Here is a 25,872-nt window from a genome sequence, read left to right on the forward strand (position 1 = left end):
TTCGCCGTAAGGGCGCATTTGCCTTGGTCGAGCGGGGTGCAGGGGAGTAAAACTAAAACATTCTATTTTTTCCTGCCACAGAAGGGAAGCGACGTGCATCTTAGCGATCTTATGGACGCGGGCGTTTTGCTCCAGAACTTTGGGGGCTGGGCGCTTGCGGGCCTGGGCCTAGTCATCTTCATTGAATCGGGTGTGCTTTTCCCGTTCCTGCCCGGCGATTCCCTCTTGGTCACCGCGGCCATCCTCCGCGACGACCTAGGCCTGAGCGTCCCGCTCATCTTGCTGGTCGGCACGGTGGCGGCCTTCCTGGGCGACCAGGTGGGCTTCTGGCTGGGGCATACCTTCGGCCGCCGGCTGTTCAAGCCGGACGCGAAGATCCTGAAGACGGAGTACCTCGAGCGCGCCGAGGCCTTCTTCCGCAAGCACGAGCCGCTGGCGTTGGTGCTGGGGCGCTTTGTGCCCATCGTGCGCACCTATGTGCCGGTCTCAGCGGGCACGGCCGCGATGCCGTACAAGAAGTTCGTGGGCTGGAACGTCCTGGGCGCGGTGGCCTGGATCGTCACCATGACCATGGTCGGCGTCCTCCTGGGCGGCATCCCGGGGATTGCTGACCGCATTGACGCCATCGTCCTGGTCATCGTGGGTGTCTCCGTCCTGCCGGTGGTCATCTCCGGCGCGCGCAACTGGCGCAATAAGCCGGGCGCTACGGCTAACGATGCCGAACCGGCCCGGTAGCCTACAACAGTGCGCCCAGCTTCCGGGCGGCGTCCTTGAGGGGCGCTCCGAACTTAGCGGCGGGGCTGGGGCGGAAGCGTTCAGCGGACCCGGAGACGGACAGCGCGGCGATGAACGTGCCGGCCGGGTCGAAGACTGGCACGGAGACAGACGAGAGGCCGGCCTCTCGCTCCTCGACGGACTCGGAGATGCCATTGCTGCGGGCGGCCTCGATATCGACCTCGCCGAAGGTGGTGCCGCTGACGGTGGTGGGGGTAAACGCCGCGATGATGCGCGCCGCCGACCCAGAAGTCAACGGCAGCTGCCGGCCCACGGGCACGACGTTGTGGAGGCCGGCTTCCGGCTCCCGGGTGGCAATACAAGTGCGGGTGGTGCCGGTGAGCTCGTAGAGCTGAACCGATTCGCCGGTTTCCTCGAGCAATTTATCCATGATCGGCCCGGCCGCGGTGAGCAGCCGATCGCGGTTGCCCGGCAGGGCGGGGCCGGCGGTCCATTTACCCTCATCCGTGCGGGTTAAAATTCGGTGTGCTTCCAGTGCCGTTGCCAAACGATGCGCCGTAGCCCGCGGCAAACCAGTGGTCTCGCACAGGTCGTTGAGGCTCGAGGGTCGGTTGGCGGCCGCCATCATGATGGCGATGGCCCGGTCCAGTACCTTGATCCCGGAAACTGCGCTATAATCTCCCATACTTTGAAATTTACGTCTCAAATGCTGAGATTTCAAGTGTGGAGGAAGAGTATGAGTCAAAAACTGACCTTGGCAGAAAAGATCTGGCGTGACCACGTCGTTACCCGCGGTGAGAATGGGGCACCGGACCTCATTTACATTGACTTCCAGCTCCTCCACGAAGTTACCAGCCCGCAGGCCTTCGAGGGGCTGCGCCTTAACGGCCGCAGCCTGCGCCACCCGGAGCTGCACCTGGCGACCGAGGATCACAACGTGCCCACCACGGGCATCAAGATCGGGGGCTTAAACGAAATCGCCGACGCCACCTCACGCACCCAGGTGTCCACCCTGCGGAAAAACTGCGAGGAGTTCGGCGTCCGCCTGCATTCGATGGGCGACGAGCAACAGGGCATCGTTCACACGGTCGGCCCGCAGCTGGGTATTACCCAGCCGGGCATGACCATCGTCTGCGGCGACTCGCACACCTCGACCCACGGTGCCTTCGGCTCTATCGCCATGGGCATCGGCACCTCCGAGGTCGAGCACGTCATGGCCACCCAGACGCTGTCGCTCAAGCCGTTCAAGACCATGGCCATCGAGGTCACCGGCCAGCTGGCCGAAGGTGTGAGCGCCAAGGACCTGATCCTGGCGATCATCGCCAAGATCGGTACCGGCGGAGGCCAGGGACACATCATCGAATACCGCGGCGAGGCCATCCGCGCGATGTCGATGGAGGCCCGCATGACCATCTGCAACATGTCGATCGAGGCTGGCGCCCGCGCGGGCCTGGTCGCCCCGGACGAGACCACCTTCGAGTACGTCCGCGACCGGGAGTTCGCCCCGCAGGGCGCGGACTGGGACGCGGCCGTCGAGTACTGGAAGACCCTCCCCACCGACGAGGGGGCCGAATTCGACACCGTCGTGGAAATCGACGCGGCGGAGCTGACCCCGTTCGTGACCTGGGGGACCAACCCGGGCCAGGGCCTGCCGCTGGGGGCAAACGTGCCGAGTCCGGAGGACTTCGGCGACGACAACTCCCGCGCCGCCGCCGAGAAAGCGCTGGCCTACATGGACCTCACGCCGGGCGCCCCGCTGCGCGATCTCGCCATCGATACCGTCTTCCTGGGCTCGTGCACCAACGCGCGCATCGAGGACCTACGCGCCGCCGCCGAGGTTGTCCGCGGCCGCCGCATTGCAGACGGCACCCGCATGCTGGTCGTGCCGTCCTCTACCGTCGTCAAACAGCAGGCCGAGGCCGAGGGGCTCGACCGCGTCTTCGCCGACTTCGGCGCGGAGTGGCGCACCGCGGGCTGCTCGATGTGCCTGGGCATGAACCCGGATCAGCTGCGGCCGGGCGAGCGCTCCGCGTCCACCTCCAACCGCAACTTCGAAGGCCGCCAGGGCCCCGGCGGGCGAACCCACCTGGTCTCCCCGCTGGTGGCCGCCGCCACCGCGGTGACCGGCCACCTGGCCTCCCCGGCCGACCTGCCCGCCGTCCCGTCCGCCTAAACGCGCACAGAAATCCGAAAGGAAAAAGAGGAGAACATTCCGATGGAGAAATTCACCACCCACACCGGAACCGGGGTGCCCCTGCCGTATTCCAACGTGGACACGGACCAGATCATCCCGGCCGTCTACCTCAAAACGGTCAAGCGCACCGGTTTTGCCGATGCCCTGTTCGCCAACTGGCGCAAAGACCCCGCCTTCGTCCTGAACCACGAGACCTTCCGCGACGGCTCCGTCCTGTTCGCCGGCGCTGACTTCGGGACCGGCTCGTCGCGCGAGCACGCCGTCTGGGCGCTCATCGACTACGGCTTCAAGGCCGTCTTTTCCTCCCGGTTTGCCGACATCTTCCGCGGCAATGCGGGCAAGGCGGGCCTGTTGGCCGGCATGATGGCCCAAGAAGACATCGAACTCATCTGGAAACAGCTGGAGGGCGGCGAGACCACCGTGAGCGTCGACCTGGAGGCGCGCACCGTCACCGTCGGCAGCAACGTCTACTCCTTCGACGTCGACGACTACACCCGCTGGCGCCTCATGGAGGGCCTCGATGACATCGGGCTGACGCTGCGCAACGAGGATGACATCGCAGCGTACGAGGGCACCCGCCCGCCGTTTAAGCCAGCGGTACGCTAGGAGTTCGCATAAGCTCAGGTGTCATGACAACACCTGAGTGGAACAACTCCGACTCCCGCAACTACGCACAAGGCTACGGCTACCAAAATCAGGGCACGCCCTACGGCCAGCCGGGCTACGCCGGCGCTGGCCCGCAGGCCGGCTTCCAACCGGGGACCGTTTACGCGCCCACCCCGCCGGACGCGCCCGGGGCCATCGGCCAGGGCTTCAAGGGCTACTTCCAGAATTTTGGCCCCTGGTTCGGCGCGGCGGTGGTCTACCTAGTGCTGCAGTTCGTCCCGATGATCCCGTTTGCGTTCGTCGTCGCGGTTACCGGCATCCTCGAAACCGAAGGCACCGCGAGCACAGGGCCGGCCACCGTGGGTGCGGCTTTTACCGTTTTGCTGCTGCTGGGCGCCTGCGTGTTTCTGGTGGGCCTGTGGATGTACGCAAACTTCTACCACGGGGCCGTCGAGGAGGCCAACGGGAAGCGCGTAAGTTTCCGCGGGCTGTTCCGCTTTGACGGGGGCCGCGTCGGGACCATGGTCACGCTCGCCGCCTACGGGATACTGGTGTGGCTGGGCTGCCTTTTCTTTATCATCCCGGGCCTTATCATCGCTTTCCTGCTGTGTTGGGTCGCCGTGATTAAGGCCGAGGACCCGTCCAAGGGCATCGGCGAGGCGATGGGGGAGTCCTACCGTCTGTCCACACAGAATATTGGCACCACGCTGCTGCTGGTCGTCCTGCTGGTGTTGCTGCAGCTGGCCGCCAGCCTCATTCCGATTGTCGGCAGCCTCGTGGTGCTGCCGGTGCTTTACTTCGCTTGGGTCTTGGTCTACCGGACCCTGACCCGGTGCCCGGCCGCGCGCTGGTAGACGCTAGCGCACGGGCAGCGGGCTGGCCAGGTAATCCGCGCCGGTTAGCTCGCCGCCGTTAAAGGACAGCACCCACACCGAGGACTTTTTGACCTTCAGATCGTCCACGTCGCACTTCAAAAACACCGGCTCAAGGTTGGTTATCATCTCGGGGATGGCCAGGCCCTGGCTCACGATGACGGGCGTGCCGCCCTGCTCAACGATGCCGTCGAAAGCCTCCCGCGCCGCCTCCTTGTCCTGCAGCCAGCCGTCGTCGCCCAGGCGCTCGTCCACCGTGACGTCGAAGCCGAGCTCGGCGGCCAGGGGAGCGGCGGTCTGCTGGCAGCGGTCGGGCAGCGCGGAATAGATGGCCGTCGGCTTGTAGGGCGTAAGCATCGGCACGAGCATCTCCGCCTGGCGCAGGCCCTTCTTGTCCAGCGGGCGCAGGTTGTCGTCGCCGCTGAATCCCTTGCGCGGCAGGGCGCGGGCGTGTCGGACGTAGAGCACGCGGGTGGTCGGAGCCAGCCGCAGGCGCTTCTTCGCCTTGCGGAGCACGTCCGCGTCCACCTGGTAGGACAGCCGGTTAATGGCCGCGTCGACGGTCATCCAGCTGATTTGGTCGACCTCGTCGTTGGGGGTGAATTCGCCGCCTTCGACCTTGCCCAGCCAGTAGTAGACCACCTTCGTCCGGCCCTGGACCGGGTAGGTGACCTTCCCAATGAGCTTGCCCAGCTTGATCTGGTAGCCGGTCTCCTCGGCGACTTCGCGCACGGCGGTCGTCGGCAGCGACTCGCCCGGATCGACCTTGCCCTTGGCTAGCGACCAGTCGTCGTAGTGTGGACGGTGGATGACGGCCACCTCCGGATCGTGGGGGTTACCGCGCCACAGCACCGCGCCCGCCGCCAGGGTGGTCCGGGCGAATTCCTTTGCCGGATCGGGGCTGATTTCCTGGTGCCGCCCAGAAATGAAGACCTCGGACTGGCTGTCTTTGTCGTTTTCGTGCATGTTCTTGGGCTTGGGCATGGGCGCGCGCCTACTCCTTGCAACTGTCGGTAACGAATAATTCTCGCGGTCCATCATAGTCCCGCGGTGGGTCCGGCTACACTACTATTGTTCGTGATGTCTATAAAGGAGCGCTTAATGGTCCGAGTTGCAGTGATGGGGGCTGGTTCGTGGGGCACCACGCTGGCCAAGGTCTTCGCCGATGCCGGCAACAGCGTCCGGCTCTGGGTCCGCCGGCCGGAGCTGGCCGCAACCATCCAGGAGACCCACCGCAACGCCGATTATCTGCCGGACATCGAGCTGCCCGCCACCATCGCCCCAACGACCGAGCCGGAAAACGCGCTTGCCGATGCCGAAATCGTCGTCCTCGCCGTACCCTCCCAGACCCTGCGCGAAAACCTGGACGCCTGGTCGCAGCACCTGCCTGACGATGCCACCGTGGTCTCCATCTCCAAGGGCGTGGAGTCGAGCTCGCTGCAGCGGATGAGCCAGGTGATTGCGGGCTCCGGCGTGGACGCCGAGCGCATCGCCGTGCTCTCGGGCCCGAACCTGGCCAGGGAGATCGCGCTGGAGCAGCCTGCGGCCACCGTCATCGCTTGCGAGGACGAGTCCCGCGCCGAGCTGGTCCAGGCCGCCGTGGCCACCAATTACCTGCGGCCCTACACCAACACCGACGTCATCGGCTGCGAAATCGGCGGCGCCTGCAAAAACGTCATCGCCCTAGCCTGCGGCATCGCCTCCGGCAAGGGGCTGGGCAACAACACCCTGGCCTCCCTGATTACCCGCGGCCTGGCCGAAATCAGCCGCCTGGGCGTTCAGCTGGGCGCCGATCCGCGCACCTTCGCCGGCCTGGCCGGCCTGGGCGACCTAGTCGCGACTTGCAGCTCCGAGCTGTCGCGTAACCGTACCTTCGGCTACCGCCTGGGGCAGGGCGGAACCCTGGAGGAGGCCAAGGCCGCCACCAACGGCCAGGTCGCCGAGGGCGTTATCTCCTCGGACTCGGTCTTCCGTCTGGCGCAGCAGCACAACATTGACATGCCCATTACCCATTCGGTCTACGGGGTGTGCCACCGCGGGGTCGCGGTGGAGGAAATGATCGTCGCATTGATGGGTCGGTCCAAGAAGTCGGAGTAGGCACCCGGTAAGCTAGCTGCCTATGAGTTCCCGAAAGATCCGCGTGGCGGTCGTCTACGGTGGCCGCAGCACTGAACACTCCGTGTCCTGTATCTCCGCCGGGGCGGTGATGAGCCACCTCCCGCACGACAAATACGAGGTTGTGCCCGTCGGCATTACCCGTCAGGGCCTGTGGACCCCGGGGACCACCGAGGGCCTGCAGCTGGAAGGCGGCGTCCTGCCGGAGGTTGCCGCCGGCGACGAGCTCTCGCTGTCGCTGACCCCCAGCTCCCGCGGGCGCTTCGTCAACGTCACCCGCGGCGAGGTCTACGCCGACGTCGACGTCATCTTCCCGGTCCTGCACGGCCCGTTCGGCGAGGACGGGACCATCCAGGGCCTGTTCGAGATGTCCTCGGTGCCCTACGTGGGCACCGGGGTGCTGTCCTCGGCCACGGGCATGGACAAGGAGTTCACCAAGAAGCTCATGGTCGCCGAAGGCCTGCCGGTCACCCCGGAGGTCATCCTCCGCGACCGTTCCGAGCTGACCGAGGAGGAAAAAGCCGTGCTGAGCCTGCCGGTCTTCGTCAAGCCCGCGCGCGGAGGGTCCTCGATCGGCATCTCCAAGGTCACCGACTGGGCGCAGCTGCCCGAGGCCGTCCGCCTGGCCCGCGAGTCCGACCAGAAGGTCATCGTGGAAAAGGAAATCGTCGGCTCCGAGGTCGAGGTCGGCGTCCTGCAGTACCCGGACGGTACTCTGCTGGCGTCTGAGCCGGCGCTGCTCAACGGCACCGGCGACTCGAAGGAAGGCTTCTACGGCTTCGAGACCAAGTACCTGGACAACGTCGTCTCCGCCACCATCCCGGCCCCGTTCGAACCGGCGGTCATCGACCAGCTCAAGGAGCTGGCCCTGGAGACCTTCCAGGCCCTAGACTGCAAGGGGCTGTCCCGCGTGGACTTCTTCGTCACCGACCAAGGCCCGGTCCTCAACGAGATCAACACCATGCCGGGCTTTACCCCGATCTCGATGTACCCGCAGGTACTCGCCGCCAGCGGCGTCGACTACGAGACCCTGCTCGACACGCTCATCGAAACCGCGCTAGCGGACGCGGCCGAAGCGGCGGATTAGTCTGCGGCCCCGAGGGCATCGCCCAGCTCCACCAGCACGCTGTCGGCGACGTCCTGCGGCAGGTGCGCCGCGATGTCGGTGTCCTGGCCCAACGCGAACCAGGTGCTGGCCGTCGTGCCCGGCGCCAGGGTGGTGTCTTCGAACCAGGGCACGTCGTTGACCTGTTGGACCTGCTCGCCGGCCGCATAGCCCGGCGCCGGCTCCACCCCGCAGCGCAGCACGATTGCCTCGCGGCCCGGTGCGGTCCACACGGCCGTGCCCGCGGCGGTGCCCTCCGGCAGCTCGCGCTGGCGCTGGTAGTCCTCGGCCAAGGTGTCCGGCAGGGCAACATCGAGGGCGCGGCAGGGGGCACGAGTCTCCCCGTCGGCGGCCTGGAGCTGGGACAGGGGAGCCGCGTGCGGCTGCTGGTCCTCCTGCTTGAGCTGGCCCAGGGCCTCCTCCAGGCCGTCGGGCTGGCCGTCGTCGTGGGTAGTCACCGCCACGACTGGGGCGCGGTCGACGGTGTACCACGTTGTCAGGGTCGACCCCGGCGTCATGTCGCGGACCTGCAGCCACTGCGCGCCGCTGGCCTCGGTGGTCTCGGAGTAGGGCGTGTACTGCAACGGCAGGTCGACGCCGCAGCGCAGCGTGGTGGACTCGGCGGAGATGGTCGCCCAGGCGGCCACCCCGTCCGGCACGGGCTCGACGATGTCGGAGCGCTCGTGGCCGTAGAGATTGCCCGGCAGGTTGCCGACCACCGCGGCGCACTCGGCCGACGACGCCTCCTGCGACGACACCGGCGACATCGCCACCGGCTCCCGCGCCACCGTGGAAAAGTAGTACTTGGTCCCGAACAGGACCGCCACGATAAGGCTTAAGGAGACAGCCAGCAGCGCGTAGACTGCGGTGCGGTTAAATTGGTTACCCGGAGAGTCCATAAACTGCAATCTTATCGAAAGGTATTCGGTGAACTTAACCCCGACTCTGGCCGATGTGGGCGAACACGAGATCATCGGCGAGATCATCGCGGCCGCGCCCAGCGCACTCAACGGCGACGACGCGGCGGTGATGTTTCCGGCCGCCCCCAACACGCGCACCGTCGCGGCGACGGACATGATGGTCGAAGGCCGCCACTTCCGGCGCGATTGGTCAACGCCCAACGAGATTGGGCAGAAGGCCATCTTAGAAAACTTCGCCGACGTCGAATCCATGGGAGCTCGTCCCATCGCGGCCCTGCTGGCCATCAGCGCCCCGGCGGATACCCCGGTGGAATTCGTGCGGGGGATTGCGGAGGGCATCGCGCAGCGCTGCGAACCTTATAACGCCGAGCTGGTGGGCGGCGATCTCACCCAGGGTATGCAGGTGACCGTCACGGTCACCGCCATCGGGCACCTGGGCGGGGATAGGCCCGCGATGGCCCTGGACCGCGCCCGGCCCGGCCAGCAGTTGGTCGCGCACGGCAAGAGCGGCTGGTCGGCCGCCGGGCTGGCCTTGCTCGAGCGGTTCGGCCGCGAGCTGCCCGCCGAGCTGGCCCACCTGCACCCGCTTATCGATGCCCATTGCTGCCCCTGGCTGGATCCCAGCCGGGGGATGATCGCGCGGGCGGCGGGCGCGACCGCCATGACGGATATTTCCGATTCGCTCATCCGCGACGTCGGCACCATCGCGGCGCGCTCCCGGGTCAACATCGACTTGGACTCGGCCGCCATCGCCCCGCACGAGCTGCTGGTCGAGGCCGGCAACGTCCTGGGCGTCGACCCGTGGCGCTGGGTGCTGACCGGCGGCGAGGACCACACCCTGGTGGGCACGACAGCGAAAGAGGCGCCGTCGGGATTTAGGGTCATCGGCAGCGTCAACAAGGGCGCGGCGGCTACGGTGGATGGGAAAGAATCCGCCTACGATGCCGGCTGGGAGGCCTTCTAAATACCCATGAGCGATATCCCCACGTGCACGCCGACCTACCACCCGTCCTGGGAGGAGGTGCTGGGCCCCGTGCTGGACGAACACTGGCCGCAGATCCAGTCCCTGCTGGACGCCGGGCCTTTCCTGCCCGCCGCCGAGAACCTCTTCCGCGCCTTCTGGCAGCCGCGCGACCAGGTGCGCGTCCTCATCCTGGGCCAGGACCCGTACCCGACCCCGGGGCACCCGATGGGCCTGGCGTTTTCTACCCAGCCGGGGATCAAGCCGCCGAAGTCGCTGATCAATATCTACAAGGAGCTCCACGACGACCTAGGCGTAGAACCGCCCGCCGACGGCGACCTGTCGACCTGGAACGAACAGGGGGTCATGCTGCTCAACCGCGTGCTGAGCGTGGCGCCGGGACAGGCGGGTTCCCACCGCGGCCACGGCTGGGAGGCGGTCACGGAGGCCGCCATCCGCAGCCTGGACTCCGAGCAGCTCGTGGCCATCCTGTGGGGTCGGGACGCGCAGAAGTGCGCCAGCTTTATCCCGCGCGCCCACAAGCTGGAGGCCCCGCACCCGTCGCCGCTGTCGGCGCACCGCGGGTTCTTCGGGTCGCGGCCGTTTTCTCAGGCGAACGAGTACCTTCGGGCGGCTGGCGCGCGCGAAGTGGACTGGCGCTTGTAAGATAACGGCCATGTCTTTTCTAGGGTCCTTAGATGCGGCCGGGCTGCGCGGGTGGGCCAGCCGGGCCACCGGCGAACTCTCGCGCCGGCGCGCGGAGATCAACGCGCTGAACGTCTTCCCAGTGCCGGACTCTGACACCGGCTCCAACATGGCCTACACCATGGAGGCCGCGCTGCGCGAAGCCGACCAGCACGCGCAGGCGGGCCTGGGTGGGGTGGCCCAGGCGCTCGCCGTCGGATCGGTGCGCGGGGCCCGCGGTAACTCCGGGCTGGTGCTCTCCCAGGTGCTGCGCGGGGTAGCGGAGACCGTCCACGACGGCCCGCTGGACGGCCAAGTGCTCGCCGATGCCCTGACGCTAGCGGTCCGGCTCGTCAGCCGCGCCATCGCGCAGCCGGTGGAGGGCACCGTGGTCACGGTCCTGCGCGCGGCCGCGGAGGCCGCCGAGGACGCGGCCGAGGACGACCCGTACTTAGAGCCGGTGGCGCAGGCGGCGGTGGAGGCGGCGCGCATCGCTTTGCAGAACACGCCCTCGCTGCTGCCGGAGCTGGCCACGGCCGGCGTCGTGGACGCGGGCGGGGCGGGCCTGGTCGTGCTCCTCGAGTCCTTGCTGTCCACCGACACCCAGCCCGCCCCGTCTGCCGCGCCGGCGGAGGAGGGCGACTGGCTGGAGGTCATGTTCTTCTTCCGCGGCGACGTTGACGAGCTCCAGGCCCGCCTGGACGCGATGGGCAACTGCCTGGTCGTCGCCCCCGCGGCCGACGATGCCGCCACCGTCCACCTGCACACCACCGTCGCCGGCCCGGTCATCGAAGAGGCCTTCGCAACCGGCCAGGTCAGCGACCTGCGCCTGGAGGTCCTGCCGGCCCCGTCGGAGCCTGCGGCAGGCAGCGAGCAGGTGCGCCGAGTCATCGCGGCCGCCCCGGACGGCGCGGTGGCCAAGCTCTTTGCCGCCGCCGGCGTGGACGTCGTCGCCCCAGGGCAGAGTGCGGGCGAGACGCAGGACAACGATATTTTCCTCACCAACGGCACCGAGTCCGAGACCGGCCGCTGCCAGGTGGTGCCGACGGAATCCTTCGTCGCCGGCCTGGCCGCGCTGAGCGTCTACGAGCCCGGCAACCCGGACACCGCCGCCATGGCGCAGGCCATGCAGGAGGTCGCCGACTCCATGCGCGTCGAGATCCTAGATGAGGAGACCCCCGAGGCCGTCGAGGAAGCCGGCCGCCGGCTGCTGGCCGCGGGCGGGGAACAGGTCACCGTCCTGTCCGCCCACCTGATCGACTCGGTGGAGCTGGGGGAAAGGCTCGGCGCCGAGGTCGCGGCTCTCCAGGTGCCCGGGATCGCCACGGAAGTTGGGGTAGAGTAGCGGGCATGCTGGGGTGGCGCGATGAACGAAAGCTGTCGGAGGTCTTGGACCCGAAGCAGGCGCGCCGGTTGGAGGCGGCCTTCGGCTACACCACCTGCGGGCAGCTGCTGGAGCACTACCCGCGCGACTATATGCGCCACGGCTACGACGTGGGCATCGCCGATGCCGCCGAAGGCGACCACGTCACCCTCTCGGGCGTTATCACCCGCACCGACTTCCGGCCCACCAGCCGCCGCGGGGTGCTGCGTGTCTTCTTGGACAACGGCCTGGTGGTGAGCTTTTTCAACCCGACGTTCCAGCGCAAATTCCTCCAGCGCGGGCGCCGGGCTATGTTCTCCGGCAAGCTGCAGTTTTTCCGCGGGACCCCGCAGTTGCAGCACCCGGACTTTGTGATGCTCGATAGCCACGACGGCACGGTGGCCGGGTCCGGGGCCCTGCGCGGGCTGGCCAGCGCGGGCGAGCTCGAGGAGGTCTTGAGCCAGTGGGAGTGGATCCCGGTCTACCCGGCCTCGGAGAAGGCGCCTTCGTGGCTCATCATGATGGCGGTCAAGCGCGTCCTCGACACGCTGCCTCCGGTGCCCGAACCGCTCGACCAGCGGCAGATGGTTAGCTTCGACACCGCGCTGCGCCAGGTCCACCAGCCCGGGCCGGCTGGCCCGCAGCGCGCCATCCAGCGGCTGAAGTACAACGAGGCGCTGGGCATCGGGCTGGTGATGGCCCTACGGCACCGCGACGTGCAGTCGCACCGGGCCAAGCCACTGCCGCCGCTGGACGACGGCTTCCGCGCCGAACTACTGGGCAACCTCCCCTTCGAGCTGACCAACGGGCAAAAGCGCGTGACCGCGGACATCTCCCACGACATGACCCAGGAGGCGCCGATGGCCCGGCTCCTGCAAGGCGAGGTCGGCTCCGGCAAGACGATGGTCTCCGTACTCGCCATGCTGCAGGCCGCTGATGCCGGCTTCCAGGCCGCCCTGCTCGCGCCGACGGAGGTGCTTGCCGCGCAGCACTACGAGTCCGTGACCGCCACCGTCCCCGCGGATGTCAAGGTAGTCTGCTTGACCGGCTCGATGAAGGCCGCCGAGAAGCGCCAGGCGCTGCTGGACATCGTCTCCGGGGACGCGGACATCGTCATCGGCACGCACGCCATCATCCAGGACAAGGTGGAGTTTTTCGACCTGGGGCTGGTCGTCGTCGATGAGCAGCACCGCTTCGGCGTCGAGCAGCGCGAGGCCCTGCGCACCAAGTCCCACCCGGGCTTCAGCCCGCACCTGCTGGTGATGACCGCGACCCCCATCCCGCGCACGGTGGCGATGACCGTCTTCGCCGATCTGGCCGTCTCCACGCTGACGGAGCTGCCGGGCGGGCGCAAGCCCATCCAGACCTCCGTGGTGCCCGAGTGGATGCCGTCCTGGGTCTCGCGGGCGCTCGAGCGCATCCGCGAGGAGGTCGCGGCCGGCCACCAGGCCTATATCGTCTGCCCGCAGATCGAGGGCGAGGGCGGCGTCGAGGCCGTGTCCGAGCAGCTGGCCCACGGGCCGCTCAAAGACCTGCGCGTCGGGCTGCTGCACGGGCGCATGCCGGACAAGGACGAGCGGATGGCCGCGTTCGCCCGCGGCGAAATCGACGTGCTCGTGGCGACCACCGTGGTAGAAGTCGGCGTCGACGTGCCCAACGCCACCGTGATGCTCATCCGCAACGCGGAGAACTTCGGCGTCTCGCAGCTGCACCAGCTGCGCGGGCGCGTCGGCCGCGGCGGAAACGCCTCGGTCTGCCTGCTGCACACGCTCGCCGAGGAGGGAACCCCGGCCTTTAATCGCGTCCAGGCCGTCGCCGCCACGAACTCGGGCTTCGAGTTGGCCGAGCTGGACCTGGCCCAGCGCCAGGAGGGCGACGTGCTGGGCACCGAGCAGTCCGGCACCCGCCGCAGCCTCAAGCTGCTCAACCTGCTGCGCGACCGCGACATCATCGAGCGCAGCCACGCCGACGCCTTCGCCTTGGTCGAGCGCAACCCGGATCTGGCGCTCAAGCTGACCCAGGAGATGAACGCGGACAAACTCAGCTACCTGGAGAAGAGTTAACTGGCCGCGGTGCTAGGGTATGGGGCATGGAAATTTGTGCGCCCTTCGCGGGCATCGTCCGCTACCACGTGGCGGAAGGGGACACGGTTGACGCCGGCGCCTCTGTCGCGACGGTGGAGGCGACCAAGCTGGAGATTCCGGTGGTCAGCCCGGCGCCGGGCATCGTGAGCCGGGTGCTGGTTCCGGATTTTTCAACCGTGGCCGGCGGTGACCGCCTGGCCGAGATTGGAGAGCGTCCATGACGCGGATCATCGCTGGACAAGCCCGGGGACGCACCATCGTGGTGCCGGATAGCGGGACCCGCCCGACCGCCGACCGCGCCCGGGAGGGACTGTTTTCCTCCCTTAACGCCCGCTGGGGCTTTGCCGGTTCCCGCGTGCTGGACCTGTTCGCCGGCTCCGGGGCACTGGGGCTGGAGGCCGCCAGCCGCGGCGCCGAGGAGGTCGTCCTCGTCGACGAAGCCACGCTCGCCTGCCGCGCCATGGAACACAACGTCGGCGTCGTCGGGCACCCGCGGGTGACCATCCGGCAGCAGAAGGCCTCGGCCTACCTGGCGGGCGCCCCGCGCGGATTCTTCGACATGGTCCTAGCGGACCCGCCCTATGCCTTCGATGCCGTCGACGAGCTCATCGCCGCCATAGAGCCGGCGCTGGCCGACGATGCCATCGTCGTCATCGAGCGCCACGTCGACTCCCCGCACACCGAGTGGCCCGCCGACTTCGAGCCGACCGGCCAGAAGCTGAAGAAGCGTACCTTTGGTATTGCGCGGATGGACATGGCGCTGTACCACCGCGCCTCCTAGACCGCTACAGGAAGGACCGTAAACGCCATGACGAAGGCCGTGTGCCCGGGTTCTTTTGACCCGATGACCTTGGGGCATCTTGACATCTTTACCCGGGCTAACCAGCTGTTCGACGAGGTCACCGTGCTTGTGACCGGCAACCCGGACAAGCCGTCGGGTCTGTTTAGCATCGAGGAGCGCATGGAGCTCATCCGCCAGAGCGTGCCCGCCGACATCATGGTCGATCGCTGGGGCGGTCTGCTGGTTGACTACACCAGCGAGCACGGCATCGATTGCTTGGTCAAGGGCCTGCGCTCCTCTCTGGACTACGAGTACGAGCTGCCGATGGCGCAGATGAACCGGCGGCTGACCGGGATTGACACCATGTTCTTGCTCACCGATGAGAAATACGGGTATATCTCGTCCTCCCTGTGCAAGCAGGTCGCGAAGTTCGGCGGCGACGTGCAGGGCATGTTCCCCGAGGCGGTTGCCTGCGCGGTCATGGACAAGTACCACGCATGATGCTGCTGGCCCTTTTCGCCGTCGTCCTTTTAGGCTCCTGCATGCAGCGGGTCTCCGGGATGGGGCTGGGGCTTATCGGCGGGCCCGTGCTCATGCTGCTGATGGGGCCGGTCGAGGGCATCCTGGTCATCAACGTGCTGGCATGTATCAACGCCGCGCTAACGACGGTGTCCGTGCGCCGCGACGTGGACTGGAAGGTCTTCGCCCAGATTGCGGCGGTGATGGTGCTCGGCTCCATCCCGGCTGGTTTCCTAGTGGCGCGCACGGACACGGCGCCGCTGCTGGTCATCGTCGGCGGCGCGCTGCTTGTCGCGCTGGGCGTGGTGACCTTCGGCAGGCGCTTCGTGCCGCCGATGCAGGGCACCGGCCCCGCCGTCTCCGCCGGCATCCTGGGCGGGTTTACCAACACGCTGGCCGGTATCGCGGGCCCCGTCATCACGGTCTACGCCCAGGCCGCGCGCTGGCCGCAGGAGATGTATACCGCCACGCTGCAGCCGATCTTCATGGTGGGCGGGTTCATCTCCGTCACGGTCAAGATACTGGTTGGTGCCGGCGGCTTCGACGGGGTGAGCGGCTGGCTGTGGCCGGTGGGCCTTATAGCGATGCTGCTGGGCATTAGCACCGGCACCGCACTGACGCGCCGCGTCCCCCGCGGGGCGGCGCACAAGTTCTCGCTCTTCATCGCCTCGGTCGGCGCCGCGAGCGCCGTGGTCCGCGGCCTCACCAGCCTTTAAAGCGCGCGTTTCAACCGCGCAACCCAGGTGCGCAACTTTGGCGCGGCGAGTAGGCACGCTGAATGGGCGTTCACGGTCTTCAAACCGTGGACGCCTCTTTGCGTGTCTTGTCGCGTGTTGTACTGCTTTGCTGCGCTTCTGCCGCCGGCGCGCTAGGCCGGCACGCGTTCGGGCGGTATCCACACCACCCGGCCACCAACCCTCGCCATTCGGCCCCTGCTCTGCGCCGGCCCGGGCCCGTCCTCGTTGGCCCCATTATGGTGCGGACACAACGTCGCCAGGTTCGCCGCATTCGTCGGCCCACCCGACTCCCACGACTGCAGGTGATGGACCTGGCACTCATCCGCACCGGCCAAACACTCCGGCCAAGCACACACCGGATGCTCCATCAACGCCAAGCGCCGCTGCTTCCACGACGCCAAACGCACATCCCTGTAACAATTAACCGGCCCGGCCACCGGGTCGAAAACCCCCACGTAGCCAACCTGCTCAAACGCCCGAGTCACCAACTCGGCACCACTGATTACCGCGCCATTGGTCAGTTGCACGGTAATATCCGCGGCATCCTTGCCGCCGACCAGGTGGCCGAAATCCTGAAGGTTAAGGACCACGTTCGTGATAACCGACGCGCGCACCCCGCCGCGAGGTCTACTACCGGCACCAGCGGTAGCACCATCACCGGTGCCGTGACCGCCGGTGAAGACCGCGCGGGCATCCTCGACGGTGCGCACCTGGGCTTTAATATCGGCGACGAGGCCGGCATCGGCGATAAGACGCATCGACCACAAGCCCTCAGCCGAACGCCGATAAATCACCCCTGGCTGCGGCGCCGGGGCGGGGTGGGCCTCCTGGATTTTACGCCGCGCAGTCGCGGCCATCTCCTTGGCATCAACCGGCTGGGCGGATAGTTCTTCCATGATGCGCCAGGCATCATTTTTGTTCTTCACCCGCCGCAGCACCCCGCGCAGTACGTCGAGCACGGGCAGGCAGTGCCCGTGCCGGGCGGCATTCGCGCGCCCGGCGCTGGCGGCCGGCGTGCCTGACCGGGCCGAAAAACACCCCGGCCAGGTCGAAGAGGCGCTCCAACTCGTCGCGGCCGGAGCCGGCGGCCGCGCGCTCGGCATCCCAATCGGCGTGCCAGGCGCCTTCCACGATCTCGATGCCGGGCTGGGTCACGGCAGCCACGAACCTAGAAAAACAATCCCCCGATGTCATGCCCCACACATTAAAGGAGCCTCTGCCAGCCTGCAACTAGAAGGGGCATCGTGGGCGCGAAGTTACTGGTAGGACTTGGCCTTGCGGTTGTCCAAGTAGATGAACGCGGAGACAATGGCCACGCCGAGGACAATCATGCCGAGGATGGCCGGGGTGCCGGCGTCCTGGCTCTCGCTCCAGGGCCAGAGGGCGCGAAGCGAGCCCAGCATGAATCCGGCCATCGCGGCCAGGGTCACGGAGTGGTGGTTGTCCAGCAGGTAGTTGAGCATCTTGACGAAGGCGGCCAAGCCGCAGAGGGCACCCAAGGCGAAGACAGCGACGGTACCCATCTCGCGATCGCTGACGGCGCCGATGATCGGCTGGTAGAGGCCCATCGTCAGCAGGATGAGGGAGCCGGACACGCCCGGCAGTACCAGGGCGCAGACGGCGATGGCGGCGGCGAAGAAGACGACGATCAGCGACGGGTCCTCATGCGGGGCGGAGGTAAAGCCGGTGATGAAGAAGATGAGCACGGCTGCCACCGCGAAAGCGATGAGCGAGGGGGCCTTGAAGCGGTCGGCCTTGTCCATCATGGACACCGGCACGATGATGGAGACGGCGACCATGCCGAAGAACAGGGCCTTCGACAGGGACACGTGGCCCTCGACGAAGCTGGACAGCACGGACGAGAGGCCGAAGACCGCGGCGAGCATACCGACGGCCACGGCGATGATGAAGCCCCACTCGACTTCCTTGAAGCGGGCTTTGAGGATCTTGTCGGCGTTGTGGAGGGCCCGCTCGTAGATGCCTACGATGAGGGCAACTGTGCCCCCGGAGATGCCGGGGACCAGTTCGGCAGAGCCGATGAGCCCACCGCGGATTGCATTGGCAAGATGATTCATTCTTTCCAGCCTAGCGGCAACCAAACCCGCGGTGGTCGCGCCACTCCGGCGCTTAGAGCAGGGAAGACAGGAACTCCTGCGTACGAGGCTGCTGCGGGTTGTCGATGACCTGGCTCGGCGGGCCGGCCTCGACCACGCGGCCGTCAGCCATGAAGACGATCTTGTCGGCGACCTCGCGGGCGAAGCCGATTTCGTGGGTGACCACGAGCATCGTCATGCCGTCGGCGGCCAGCTCCTTCATTACGCGCAGGACCTCGCCGACGAGCTCGGGGTCAAGCGCGGAGGTTGGCTCGTCGAAGAGCATCAGCTTCGGGTCCATGGCCACCGCGCGGGCAATGGCCACGCGCTGCTGCTGGCCGCCGGAGAGCTGGACCGGGTAGGCATTGGCCTTCGATGCCAGCCCGACCTGGTCGAGCAGCTCCATGGCGCGCTGCTTGGCGGCCTCCGGGTCCACCTTCTTGACGTGGATGGGGGCCTCGACGACGTTTTCGAGGACCGTCCGGTGGCTGAACAGGTTGAAGTTCTGGAAGACCATGCCGATGTCGGCGCGCTGGGCGGCGGCTTCCTTCTCGGAGATTTCGTAGAGGACGCCGTTGCGCTCCTTGTAGCCGATGAGGTCGCCGTCGACGTAGAGGCGGCCAGCATCGATGGTTTCGAGGTGGTTGATGCAGCGCAGGAAGGTTGACTTGCCGGAGCCAGACGGCCCCAGGAGGCAGACGACCTCGCCGTGCTGGACCTCCAGGTCGATGCCGCGTAGAACCTGCAGGGAGCCGAACTTCTTGTGGATCTGCTGCGCCTGCACCATGGGTTGGCGGGTATCTTTAGCGTTCATTGCGCGGGGCCTCCTGGACGACGTTGACATTGTTGGGGATGACGCCTTCGGCATCGGCGAGCGCGGCCAGCTGGCGGGCGGTCAGCTCACGGGTGGCGCCGCGGTCGAAGTAGCGCTCGAGGTAGTGCTGGCCGATCATCAGCAGCGAGGTGATGACCAGGTACCAGGTGGCGGCGACCATCATCAGCGGGATCGGCTCGAAGAGCGCGGCGGAGATGTCCGTGGCGCGCCCGAAAATCTCGTGGGTGTACGGGATGGCCACGACCAGGGAGGAGGTCTTGAGCAGGGAGATGAACTCGTTGCCGGTCGGCGGGATGATGATGCGCATGGCCTGGGGCATGACCGTGCGGTACATGGTCTGCCACCAGCTCAGGCCGAGTGCCTTCGATGCCTCCCGCTGGCCCTCGCCCACGGAGTTGATGCCGGAGCGCACGATCTCGGCCATGTAGGCGGCCTCGTTAAGCCCCAGTCCGATAACAGCCAGGAAGAAGGCGTTGGACAAAAGCTCCTCGAGGGAGATCTCCGCAAAGCCCAGGTTGATGGACTGGTAGATGGCGCTGAGCAGGCCCCAGAAGACCAGCTGCACGTAGATCGGGGTGCCGCGGAAGACCCAGAGGAAGACCCAGGAGACCGCGCGCAACACCGGGTTGGGCGACATGCGCAGGATGGCCAAGACGGCGCCGCCGACGACGCCGATGATCATCGCCAGGATGGTGATCGCGATGGTGTGCAACGAGGCGATGGCAATCCGCGTATCCAGCAGGTAGCTGAAGTACGTCGACCAGCCGTAGGCCTCGTTGTTGGCGGCGGCGATGACGAACCAGGCGGCCAGCACGAGCAGTAGGGCGGCGAAAGCCCAGCGCCACGGGTGGCGTAGCGGTTTCGCGTGGATTTCCGGGGGAGTGGAGGGGGTATCCTGTGTCATTTCACTGGCCTTTCGTTGATGAGAGCCTCGTCGACGAGCCCGTCTTCGACGCCCCACTGCGCGAGGATTTCGGCATATTGCCCGTTGTCGATGAGGTGCTGTAGCGCGGCCGCGGCAGCGGGGCCTAGTTCCGACCCCTTGCGGACGGCCATCCCGTAAGGGGCGGCCTGGGAGATGTCGCCGACTAGCTCCAGGCGGCCGTCGGAGCGGTTGACGGACCAGCCGGCGGCGGGGGAGTCGGCCGAGAGGGCATCGGCCCGCCCCATGAGCACGGCGAGCGCGGCGTTGTCGGCGGTGTCGTACGCCAGGACCTGCATGTCTCCGTCGCAGGCTTCGGCTTTGGGGCGGACGTCGTCGGTGTCGGAGACAGTGGTGCGCTGGACGGCCACGGTCAAGCCGCAGGGGTTATCCGGGTCGATTTCCTTGGAGGTGTCCGTGCGCTTGGTCCACTGGATTCCCGCGTAGAGGGTGTCGACGAAGTCGAAGTTCTCGCGGCGGTCCGGGGTATCGGTAAAGCCGGAGACACCCATGTCAATCTGGCCGGACTGGACGGCCGGCAGGATCATGGCGAAGTCCTGCTCCTCGATGCGGAAATCGAGCCCCAGCACGTCGGCGACGGCGTGGGCGAGATCCATTTCCAAGCCGACGATCTGGCCGTCGGCGTCCTTAAGCTGGAAGGGGGCGAAGGGCGGGTTGACACCGATGCTGAGCACACCGTCATCATCGTCATACATTGCGGCGATCTCGTCGACCTTTTCTGCGCGGATGGGTTCCCACCCGTCGGGCGTGGACTTTTCCACGTTTGTCACGCAGCCGCTCAAGCCCAGCGTGACTATCGTCACTGCGGCAGCCGTGGCCCGGCGGGCGCGGCGTGCGGCGGTGACTTTGCCTGGTGCAGGCACAACCATAGTCGTGTGGTCCTTTGGGAAAACTTGCGAATGAATAGTTACCCCTCAAATGTATATTATTCGCCCGCATTTAAGAAATTACCGCGCCGGAACGCGCGAGGCTTCCCGGACAAAGATCGAAAAACCCGGCCTAGGTGTTCGTCCTGGCCGGGCGTTGTGCGAAATATATTTTGACGCTAACGAGGTTTTCGTGGTGCCCCTGGTGAGACTCGAACTCACACTGGACGGGTTTTGAATCCGTTGCCTCTGCCAATTGGGCTACAGGGGCGCGCGGGCGTGGCCGCACTGGGGAAATACTAGCGCATCGAAAGCGGGGAAGAGAAATCGCACGCCGGCCTACGCGGCTGGGGCGCCTATTGCCTAGACTGGGGAGCCGTGACTGATTCCAAACAACGCCTTCTGCTCATCGACGGACACTCTATGGCCTTCCGCGCTTTCTACGCGCTGCCGGCGGAAAATTTCTCCACCTCGGGTGGCCAGCACACCAATGCGGTCTATGGGTTCTTGTCGATGCTGTCGAGCATCGTGAGCGAGGAACGCCCCGACAAGATGGCCGTGGCTTTCGACGTGGGGCGCAAGACCTTCCGGACCGAGAAGTTTCCGGAGTATAAGGCCCAGCGCGAGGCGGCGCCGGAGGAATTCAAGGGCCAGGTGGACATCATCCGCGAGGTGCTGACCACCCTGGGCATTACGACGCTGTCGCGGGAGAACTTCGAGGCCGACGACATCCTGGCGACCCTGGCGACCGAGGCTACGGCGGCGCAGGACTTCGATACCTATATCGTCACCGGCGACCGCGACTACCTGCAGCTGGTCAACGAGTCCACGACGGTGCTCTATCCCATGCGCGGGGTGAGCAACCTGCACCGGTTCACCCCGGAGGCCGTGGAGGAGAAATACGGTCTGACCCCGCGGCAGTACCCGGATTTCGCGGCGCTGCGCGGCGATCCGTCCGATAACCTGCCCGGCATCCCGAAGGTCGGGGAGAAGACGGCGACCAAGTGGATTACCCAGTACGGCAGCCTCGACGAGCTGGTCGCGCACGCCGATGATATTAAGGGCGTGGCCGGCCAGAACTTTAGGGATCGCCTGGAGCAGGTCCAGCTCAACCGCGAGTTGACCCAGATGATTACGGACATGGACTTAGAGGTCGGCCCGGGCGACCTGGACTTTAGGGGCGCGGTCGTCAGCGAGGTCGCAGATCACTTCGACGATCTCGAATTCGGCACCAACCTGCGCGATCGTGTCCTTAAGGCCATCCCGAACGACGGCGGTGAGGCCGCCTCGCAGGACGAGGATGTGCAGGTGCCGGAAGTGAACATCGTTAGTGAAAAGCTGGCGGACTGGCTGCCGGGGCGCGGGCACGTGGCCGTCTTCGTCCAGGGCGACGGACGGCCCGGGCAGGGCGATGCCGCCGCCATGGCCTTCGTCGACACCGACTACCACGGCCTGCAGGTCGAGCTGGCCGAACTCGACGCGGCCGACGACAAATCGCTGGCCGAATGGCTTGCCGATGCCGACTGCCCCAAGTACCTGCACGAGGCCAAGGCTGCCTACCACATGGTGTTGGGCCGCGGCATTGAGCTGGCGGGCATCGCCCACGACACCGCGGTGGCGGCCTACCTGCTGCGCCCGGGCCAGCGCACCTACGAGCTGACGGACGTCTACCAGCGCCACCTGCACAAGACCCTGGGTGCGGCCAGCGACCAGCTGAGCCTGCTAGATGAGACCTCCCTGGTGGATTCGGCGGCCGCGATCATGGAGCTCGCCGCGGAGCTGACCCGGCAGCTGCACGACATCGACTCCTTCCAGCTGTACACGGACCTGGAGCTGCCGCTGATTTCCATCCTGGCGCGGATGGAGGCCACCGGCATCGCCGTCGATATCGACACGCTGGACGCCCAGCTGGAGGCCTTCGTCGCCCAGGTCAAGGAGCAGGAGGAGGCCGCGCGCGAGCTGGCCGGCGACCCCTCGCTGAACCTGAACTCGCCGAAGCAGCTGCAGGCGGTGCTCTTCGACACCTTCGACCTGCCGAAGACGAAGAAGACCAAGACCGGCTATTCCACCGCGGCCAAGGAGATCGAGGCCCTAGCGGTGAACCACCCGCACCCGTTCCTGGACCACCTGCTGGCCCACCGCGAGTACCAGAAGCTCAAGTCCACGCTGGAGGGGCTCATCAAGACGGTCCAGCCGGACGGGCGCATCCACACCACCTTCAACCAGACGGTGGCCTCGACGGGCCGGTTGTCCTCGGCGGATCCGAACCTGCAGAACATCCCGGTGCGCACCCCGGCCGGGCGCAAGATCCGCTCGGGCTTCGTGGTGGGTGAGGGCTTCGAGACCCTACTGACCGCGGACTACTCCCAGATTGAGATGCGCGTGATGGCCCACCTGTCCCAGGACCCGGGGCTCATCGAGGCCTACCAGGCGGGCGAGGACCTGCACAACTACGTCGGCTCCAAGGTTTTCGATGTCCCGGTCGACCAGGTCACCTCCGAGCTGCGCCGCCGCGTCAAGGCCATGTCTTACGGCCTGGTCTATGGCCTGTCCGCCTTCGGGCTGTCCCAGCAGCTGGGCATTAGCCCGAAGGAGGCCAAGGAGATCATGGAAAGCTACTTCGAGCGCTTCGGCGGGGTAAAGACCTACCTGGACGAGGTAGTCGATACCGCCCGCAAGGACGGCTATACCTCGACCATCTTCGGGCGCCGCCGCTACCTGCCGGAGCTGGCCAGCGACAACCGGCTGGCCCGCGAGAACGCCGAGCGCGCCGCCCTCAACGCCCCCATCCAGGGCACCGCGGCCGATATCATCAAGGTTGCGATGATCCGAGTCGATGCCGCGCTCAAGGAAAAGAAGTCCCGCGTGCTGCTGCAGGTCCACGACGAATTGGTGGTCGAAATCGCCCCTGGCGAACTCAACGAGGTCCGCGCCATCCTGGAAAAGGAGATGGATTCGGCCATCAACCTGCGCGTGCCGCTGGAGGTCTCCGCCGGCGCCGGCGCCAATTGGGACGCCGCGGCGCACTAGCGCGGGAACTGGACCTTTCCCTAGACCTCTTCCATGGGGTCGAAGGGGTCGAGGCGCCGGTCGACGCGGGCCTGGGCGGCGAAGTCGCCGGGATGCCGGCCCAGCAGCAGGACGCTGAGCGCGACCAGACCGATGATGAGCTCGTCGAGGATGGCCGGGCCGACGGCGGCCAGCATGGTCAGCAGCACCCAGCTGTTGCGGATCGCTGCGCCGGTGTGGCCGCGCGCGCCCTCGTAGACCTGCAGGCCCAACGACCACTTGCCGAGGCTGGTGCGGTAGCGGCCCTCGACCACCACGCGGTAGGCGAAGAAGCCAACGGCCAGGCCCACGACGTTGTAGACTTCGGCGGCCTGCCCGGTCAGTGGCTCCGAAAACATGAGGTTGATAAGGCCCCGGAGCAGCACTAAGACCGCGGCGACCGCGAAGGCATCGATCCACCAAGCGACGGCTCGGCGCAGCAATAGGGCAATTCTTTCCGTCCACATAGCCCTCCACCTTAGAAGAAAACCGCCGGTATTTGCGCAAGTAGCTGCACGGATGTAATGTGTAGCAGGTGCGTCTATGCTCTCAAGCGGTCGTTTGGCTCTGGTAGGAAAGCTAAATGGCGCTTGGGGCGGGATTGTGCCTATCCGTTCATCAATACTCTCAGCAGCATTAATGCGGTGGCGCAAGAGACGTGCGAATGTCCAAATTCGATTTCCTACGTTATTTCGGAGCATTTTTACGCATGCCATCTTCTAACACCCCTCAGGTTGCGATCAACGACATCGGAACCGCTGAGGACTTCCTCGCAGCCGTTGACGCGACCATCAAGTACTTCAACGATGGTGACATCGTTGCCGGTACCGTCGTCAAGGTTGACCACGACGAGGTGCTGCTCGACATCGGGTACAAGACCGAGGGCGTTATCCCTTCCCGCGAGCTGTCCATCAAGCACGACGTCGACCCGGATGAGGTCGTCGAGGTCGGCGACGAGATTGACGCCTTGGTTCTCACCAAGGAGGACAAGGAAGGCCGCCTGATTCTGTCCAAGAAGCGCGCCCAGTACGAGCGTGCTTGGGGCGCCATCGAGGAGCTGCAGACCAAGGAAGAGCCTGTCACCGGTACCGTCATCGAGGTCGTCAAGGGCGGCCTCATCCTCGACATCGGGCTGCGCGGCTTCCTGCCGGCTTCCCTGGTCGAGATGCGCCGCGTCCGCGACCTGGAGCCGTACATCGGCCAGGAGCTGGAAGCCCAGATCATTGAGCTGGACAAGCAGCGCAACAACGTTGTCCTGTCCCGCCGTGCATACCTCGAGCAGACCCAGTCCGCGGTCCGCTCCGAGTTCCTGCACCAGCTGCAGAAGGGGCAGGTCCGCAAGGGCGTTGTCTCCTCCATCGTCAACTTCGGCGCCTTCGTCGATCTGGGCGGTGTCGACGGCCTGGTTCATGTCTCTGAGCTGTCCTGGAAGCACATCGACCACCCGTCCGAGGTCGTCACCGTGGGCGACGAGGTCACCGTCGAGGTTCTCGACGTCGACCTGGACCGTGAGCGCGTGTCCCTGTCTCTGAAGGCAACCCAGGAAGATCCGTGGCGCGTCTTCGCCCGCACCCACGCTGTGGGCCAGATCGTCCCGGGCAAGGTCACCAAGCTGGTTCCGTTCGGCGCCTTCGTCCGCGTCGAGGAGGGCATCGAGGGCCTGGTTCACATCTCCGAGCTGGCTCAGCGCCACGTGGATGTCCCGGACCAGGTCGTCACCGTCGGCGAAGAGGTTATGGTCAAGGTCATCGACATCGACCTCGAGCGTCGCCGCATCTCCCTGTCTGTCAAGCAGGCTGACGAGGACTACACCGAGGAGTTCGATCCGTCCAAGTACGGCATGGCTGACTCCTACGACGAGCAGGGTAACTACGTCTTCCCCGAGGGCTTCGACCCGGAGACCAACGAGTGGAAGGAAGGCTTCGACGAGCAGCGTCAGGCCTGGGAGGCCCGCTACGCCGAGTCCGAGCGTCGCTTCCAGCTGCACTCCGCTCAGATCGAGCGTCACCGTGCCGCTGCCGCCGAGGCAGCCGAGGCCGGCGAGTCCTCCAACTACTCCTCCGAGTCCGCAGATGCAGCTCCGGCATCTGAGGCTCCGGCAGAAGAGGCTGGCTCCCTGGCTTCCGACGAGCAGCTCGCTAAGCTGCGCGACAAGCTGGCAGGTAAGTAATACCGCGCTAGTCAGCCGCTAGAGCCCCCAGTCCGCACCCGCGGGCCGGGGGCTTTTTCGGCCCCGTAAGCCCAACTGTTCTATCCTTGTCACGCTGCGCGAAGCCGGCAAAGCGGCCCGAAAAGTGGGATATGCCATAGGCCGGCGAAACTATTAGGTTTCGGACTGTTTGCCCCTTTATACTGTCCTGGTAATAACCACTGCCGTGGCGGTGGTCCAGTTCATTAGGAAGGGGCTTTCG

General features: G+C 66.3%; 26 protein-coding genes and 1 tRNA gene. 16 read left to right on the plus strand and 11 right to left on the minus strand.

Going from position 1 to position 25,872, the window contains the following annotated elements; genetic code table 11:
* The first annotated feature begins 93 nt into the window (after positions 1-93).
* Positions 94-735: a DedA family protein gene (locus tag CCONF_RS05445; protein WP_290226033.1), complete on the plus strand. Its 642-nt coding sequence runs from the start codon at positions 94-96 to the stop codon at positions 733-735.
* 1 nt (position 736) lies between these two features.
* Here CCONF_RS05445 and CCONF_RS05450 read toward each other — a convergent pair whose 3' ends face one another.
* Positions 737-1,420, minus strand: coding sequence for an IclR family transcriptional regulator (locus tag CCONF_RS05450; RefSeq protein WP_290226035.1), 684 nt, complete (start codon positions 1,418-1,420; stop codon positions 737-739).
* A 51-nt stretch (positions 1,421-1,471) separates the two neighbouring features.
* On the opposite strand from CCONF_RS05450, the gene leuC reads away from it, so the two are divergent.
* Genes leuC through CCONF_RS05465 form a run of 3 tightly spaced genes read left to right on the plus strand, consistent with a single transcriptional unit; the run spans position 1,472 to position 4,389 of the window.
* Positions 1,472-2,908 carry a 3-isopropylmalate dehydratase large subunit gene (gene leuC / locus CCONF_RS05455; RefSeq protein WP_290226037.1) on the plus strand — a complete coding sequence of 479 codons (1,437 nt, stop codon included), beginning with the start codon at positions 1,472-1,474 and terminating at the stop codon, positions 2,906-2,908.
* Positions 2,909-2,950: 42 nt separating this feature from the next.
* On the plus strand, positions 2,951-3,535 hold the full coding sequence (gene leuD, locus CCONF_RS05460) for a 3-isopropylmalate dehydratase small subunit (protein WP_290226039.1): 585 nt from the start codon (positions 2,951-2,953) through the stop codon (positions 3,533-3,535).
* Positions 3,536-3,558: 23 nt separating this feature from the next.
* On the plus strand, positions 3,559-4,389 hold the full coding sequence (locus CCONF_RS05465) for a hypothetical protein (RefSeq protein ID WP_290226041.1): 831 nt from the start codon (positions 3,559-3,561) through the stop codon (positions 4,387-4,389).
* A 3-nt stretch (positions 4,390-4,392) separates the two neighbouring features.
* Here the strand turns inward: CCONF_RS05465 and CCONF_RS05470 are convergent, their stop codons facing one another.
* The gene (locus CCONF_RS05470; protein WP_290226043.1) at positions 4,393-5,391 is read right to left on the minus strand and encodes an NUDIX hydrolase; all 999 of its coding nucleotides are present in this window, start codon (positions 5,389-5,391) and stop codon (positions 4,393-4,395) included.
* Positions 5,392-5,508: 117 nt separating this feature from the next.
* On the opposite strand from CCONF_RS05470, the gene CCONF_RS05475 reads away from it, so the two are divergent.
* Complete coding sequence (locus CCONF_RS05475; protein WP_290226045.1) at positions 5,509-6,504, plus strand: NAD(P)H-dependent glycerol-3-phosphate dehydrogenase; 996 nt, start codon at positions 5,509-5,511, stop codon at positions 6,502-6,504.
* 22 nt (positions 6,505-6,526) lie between these two features.
* A complete protein-coding gene (locus CCONF_RS05480) occupies positions 6,527-7,609 on the plus strand; it encodes a D-alanine--D-alanine ligase family protein (protein WP_290226048.1) in 1,083 nt (360 codons plus the stop codon).
* Here CCONF_RS05480 and CCONF_RS05485 read toward each other — a convergent pair.
* Positions 7,606-8,526, minus strand: a complete 921-nt coding sequence (locus CCONF_RS05485; protein WP_290226051.1) for a DUF3515 domain-containing protein — start codon at positions 8,524-8,526, stop codon at positions 7,606-7,608. The genes CCONF_RS05480 and CCONF_RS05485 overlap by 4 nt on opposite strands.
* Before the next feature lie 28 nt (positions 8,527-8,554).
* Between CCONF_RS05485 and CCONF_RS05490 the strand changes: the two genes are divergently transcribed.
* Genes CCONF_RS05490 through CCONF_RS05525 form a run of 8 tightly spaced genes read left to right on the plus strand, consistent with a single transcriptional unit; the run spans position 8,555 to position 15,655 of the window.
* A complete protein-coding gene (locus tag CCONF_RS05490) occupies positions 8,555-9,511 on the plus strand; it encodes a thiamine-phosphate kinase (protein WP_290226053.1) in 957 nt (318 codons plus the stop codon).
* Positions 9,512-9,517: 6 nt separating this feature from the next.
* The gene (locus tag CCONF_RS05495; protein WP_290226056.1) at positions 9,518-10,174 is read left to right on the plus strand and encodes a uracil-DNA glycosylase; all 657 of its coding nucleotides are present in this window, start codon (positions 9,518-9,520) and stop codon (positions 10,172-10,174) included.
* Positions 10,175-10,184: 10 nt separating this feature from the next.
* Positions 10,185-11,537 carry a DAK2 domain-containing protein gene (locus CCONF_RS05500; protein ID WP_290226059.1) on the plus strand — a complete coding sequence of 451 codons (1,353 nt, stop codon included), beginning with the start codon at positions 10,185-10,187 and terminating at the stop codon, positions 11,535-11,537.
* Positions 11,538-11,542: 5 nt separating this feature from the next.
* Positions 11,543-13,618 carry an ATP-dependent DNA helicase RecG gene (locus CCONF_RS05505; protein WP_290226061.1) on the plus strand — a complete coding sequence of 692 codons (2,076 nt, stop codon included), beginning with the start codon at positions 11,543-11,545 and terminating at the stop codon, positions 13,616-13,618.
* Positions 13,619-13,644: 26 nt separating this feature from the next.
* Complete coding sequence (locus CCONF_RS05510) at positions 13,645-13,860, plus strand: acyl-CoA carboxylase biotin carboxyl carrier protein subunit (RefSeq protein WP_290226064.1); 216 nt, start codon at positions 13,645-13,647, stop codon at positions 13,858-13,860.
* Positions 13,857-14,420, plus strand: a complete 564-nt coding sequence (gene rsmD, locus CCONF_RS05515) for a 16S rRNA (guanine(966)-N(2))-methyltransferase RsmD (protein WP_290226066.1) — start codon at positions 13,857-13,859, stop codon at positions 14,418-14,420. The genes CCONF_RS05510 and rsmD overlap by 4 nt, the downstream gene beginning before the upstream one ends.
* 27 nt (positions 14,421-14,447) lie before the next feature.
* Complete coding sequence (gene coaD / locus CCONF_RS05520) at positions 14,448-14,921, plus strand: pantetheine-phosphate adenylyltransferase (RefSeq protein WP_290226069.1); 474 nt, start codon at positions 14,448-14,450, stop codon at positions 14,919-14,921.
* Positions 14,918-15,655, plus strand: coding sequence for a sulfite exporter TauE/SafE family protein (locus tag CCONF_RS05525; RefSeq protein WP_435384091.1), 738 nt, complete (start codon positions 14,918-14,920; stop codon positions 15,653-15,655). Before coaD ends, CCONF_RS05525 begins: the two co-directional genes overlap by 4 nt.
* A gap of 152 nt (positions 15,656-15,807) precedes the next feature.
* On the opposite strand, the gene CCONF_RS05530 is transcribed toward CCONF_RS05525, so the two are convergent.
* The 7 genes from CCONF_RS05530 to CCONF_RS05560 all read right to left on the minus strand — a co-directional run bounded on the left by CCONF_RS05530 (position 15,808) and on the right by CCONF_RS05560 (position 20,684).
* Positions 15,808-16,602 carry an HNH endonuclease signature motif containing protein gene (locus CCONF_RS05530; protein WP_290226070.1) on the minus strand — a complete coding sequence of 265 codons (795 nt, stop codon included), beginning with the start codon at positions 16,600-16,602 and terminating at the stop codon, positions 15,808-15,810.
* The gene (locus CCONF_RS05535; RefSeq protein WP_290226071.1) at positions 16,586-16,840 is read right to left on the minus strand and encodes a hypothetical protein; all 255 of its coding nucleotides are present in this window, start codon (positions 16,838-16,840) and stop codon (positions 16,586-16,588) included. The genes CCONF_RS05530 and CCONF_RS05535 overlap by 17 nt, the downstream gene beginning before the upstream one ends.
* A 92-nt stretch (positions 16,841-16,932) precedes the next feature.
* Complete coding sequence (locus CCONF_RS05540) at positions 16,933-17,751, minus strand: DUF368 domain-containing protein (RefSeq protein ID WP_290226072.1); 819 nt, start codon at positions 17,749-17,751, stop codon at positions 16,933-16,935.
* Positions 17,752-17,803: 52 nt separating this feature from the next.
* Positions 17,804-18,583 (minus strand): amino acid ABC transporter ATP-binding protein, encoded by a 780-nt coding sequence (locus tag CCONF_RS05545; protein WP_070769304.1) that lies wholly within the window; start codon positions 18,581-18,583, stop codon positions 17,804-17,806.
* A complete protein-coding gene (locus CCONF_RS05550) occupies positions 18,573-19,508 on the minus strand; it encodes an amino acid ABC transporter permease (protein ID WP_290226074.1) in 936 nt (311 codons plus the stop codon). The genes CCONF_RS05545 and CCONF_RS05550 overlap by 11 nt, the downstream gene beginning before the upstream one ends.
* Positions 19,505-20,416, minus strand: a complete 912-nt coding sequence (locus CCONF_RS05555) for an ABC transporter substrate-binding protein (protein ID WP_290226076.1) — start codon at positions 20,414-20,416, stop codon at positions 19,505-19,507. The genes CCONF_RS05550 and CCONF_RS05555 overlap by 4 nt, the downstream gene beginning before the upstream one ends.
* A 191-nt stretch (positions 20,417-20,607) precedes the next feature.
* A tRNA-Leu gene (locus CCONF_RS05560) sits at positions 20,608-20,684 on the minus strand.
* Between the two features lie 152 nt (positions 20,685-20,836).
* Here CCONF_RS05560 and polA point away from each other — a divergent pair.
* A complete protein-coding gene (polA, locus tag CCONF_RS05565) occupies positions 20,837-23,443 on the plus strand; it encodes a DNA polymerase I (protein ID WP_435384098.1) in 2,607 nt (868 codons plus the stop codon).
* Positions 23,444-23,463: 20 nt separating this feature from the next.
* Here polA and CCONF_RS05570 read toward each other — a convergent pair whose 3' ends face one another.
* Complete coding sequence (locus CCONF_RS05570; RefSeq protein ID WP_290226080.1) at positions 23,464-23,904, minus strand: RDD family protein; 441 nt, start codon at positions 23,902-23,904, stop codon at positions 23,464-23,466.
* 266 nt (positions 23,905-24,170) lie between these two features.
* Between CCONF_RS05570 and rpsA the strand changes: the two genes are divergently transcribed.
* Positions 24,171-25,631, plus strand: coding sequence for a 30S ribosomal protein S1 (gene rpsA / locus CCONF_RS05575; RefSeq protein ID WP_290226082.1), 1,461 nt, complete (start codon positions 24,171-24,173; stop codon positions 25,629-25,631).
* Positions 25,632-25,872: the final 241 nt, after the last annotated feature.

The organism is Corynebacterium confusum (assembly GCF_030408715.1).
In the GTDB taxonomy this organism is placed as follows: Bacteria; Actinomycetota; Actinomycetes; order Mycobacteriales; family Mycobacteriaceae; genus Corynebacterium; species Corynebacterium confusum.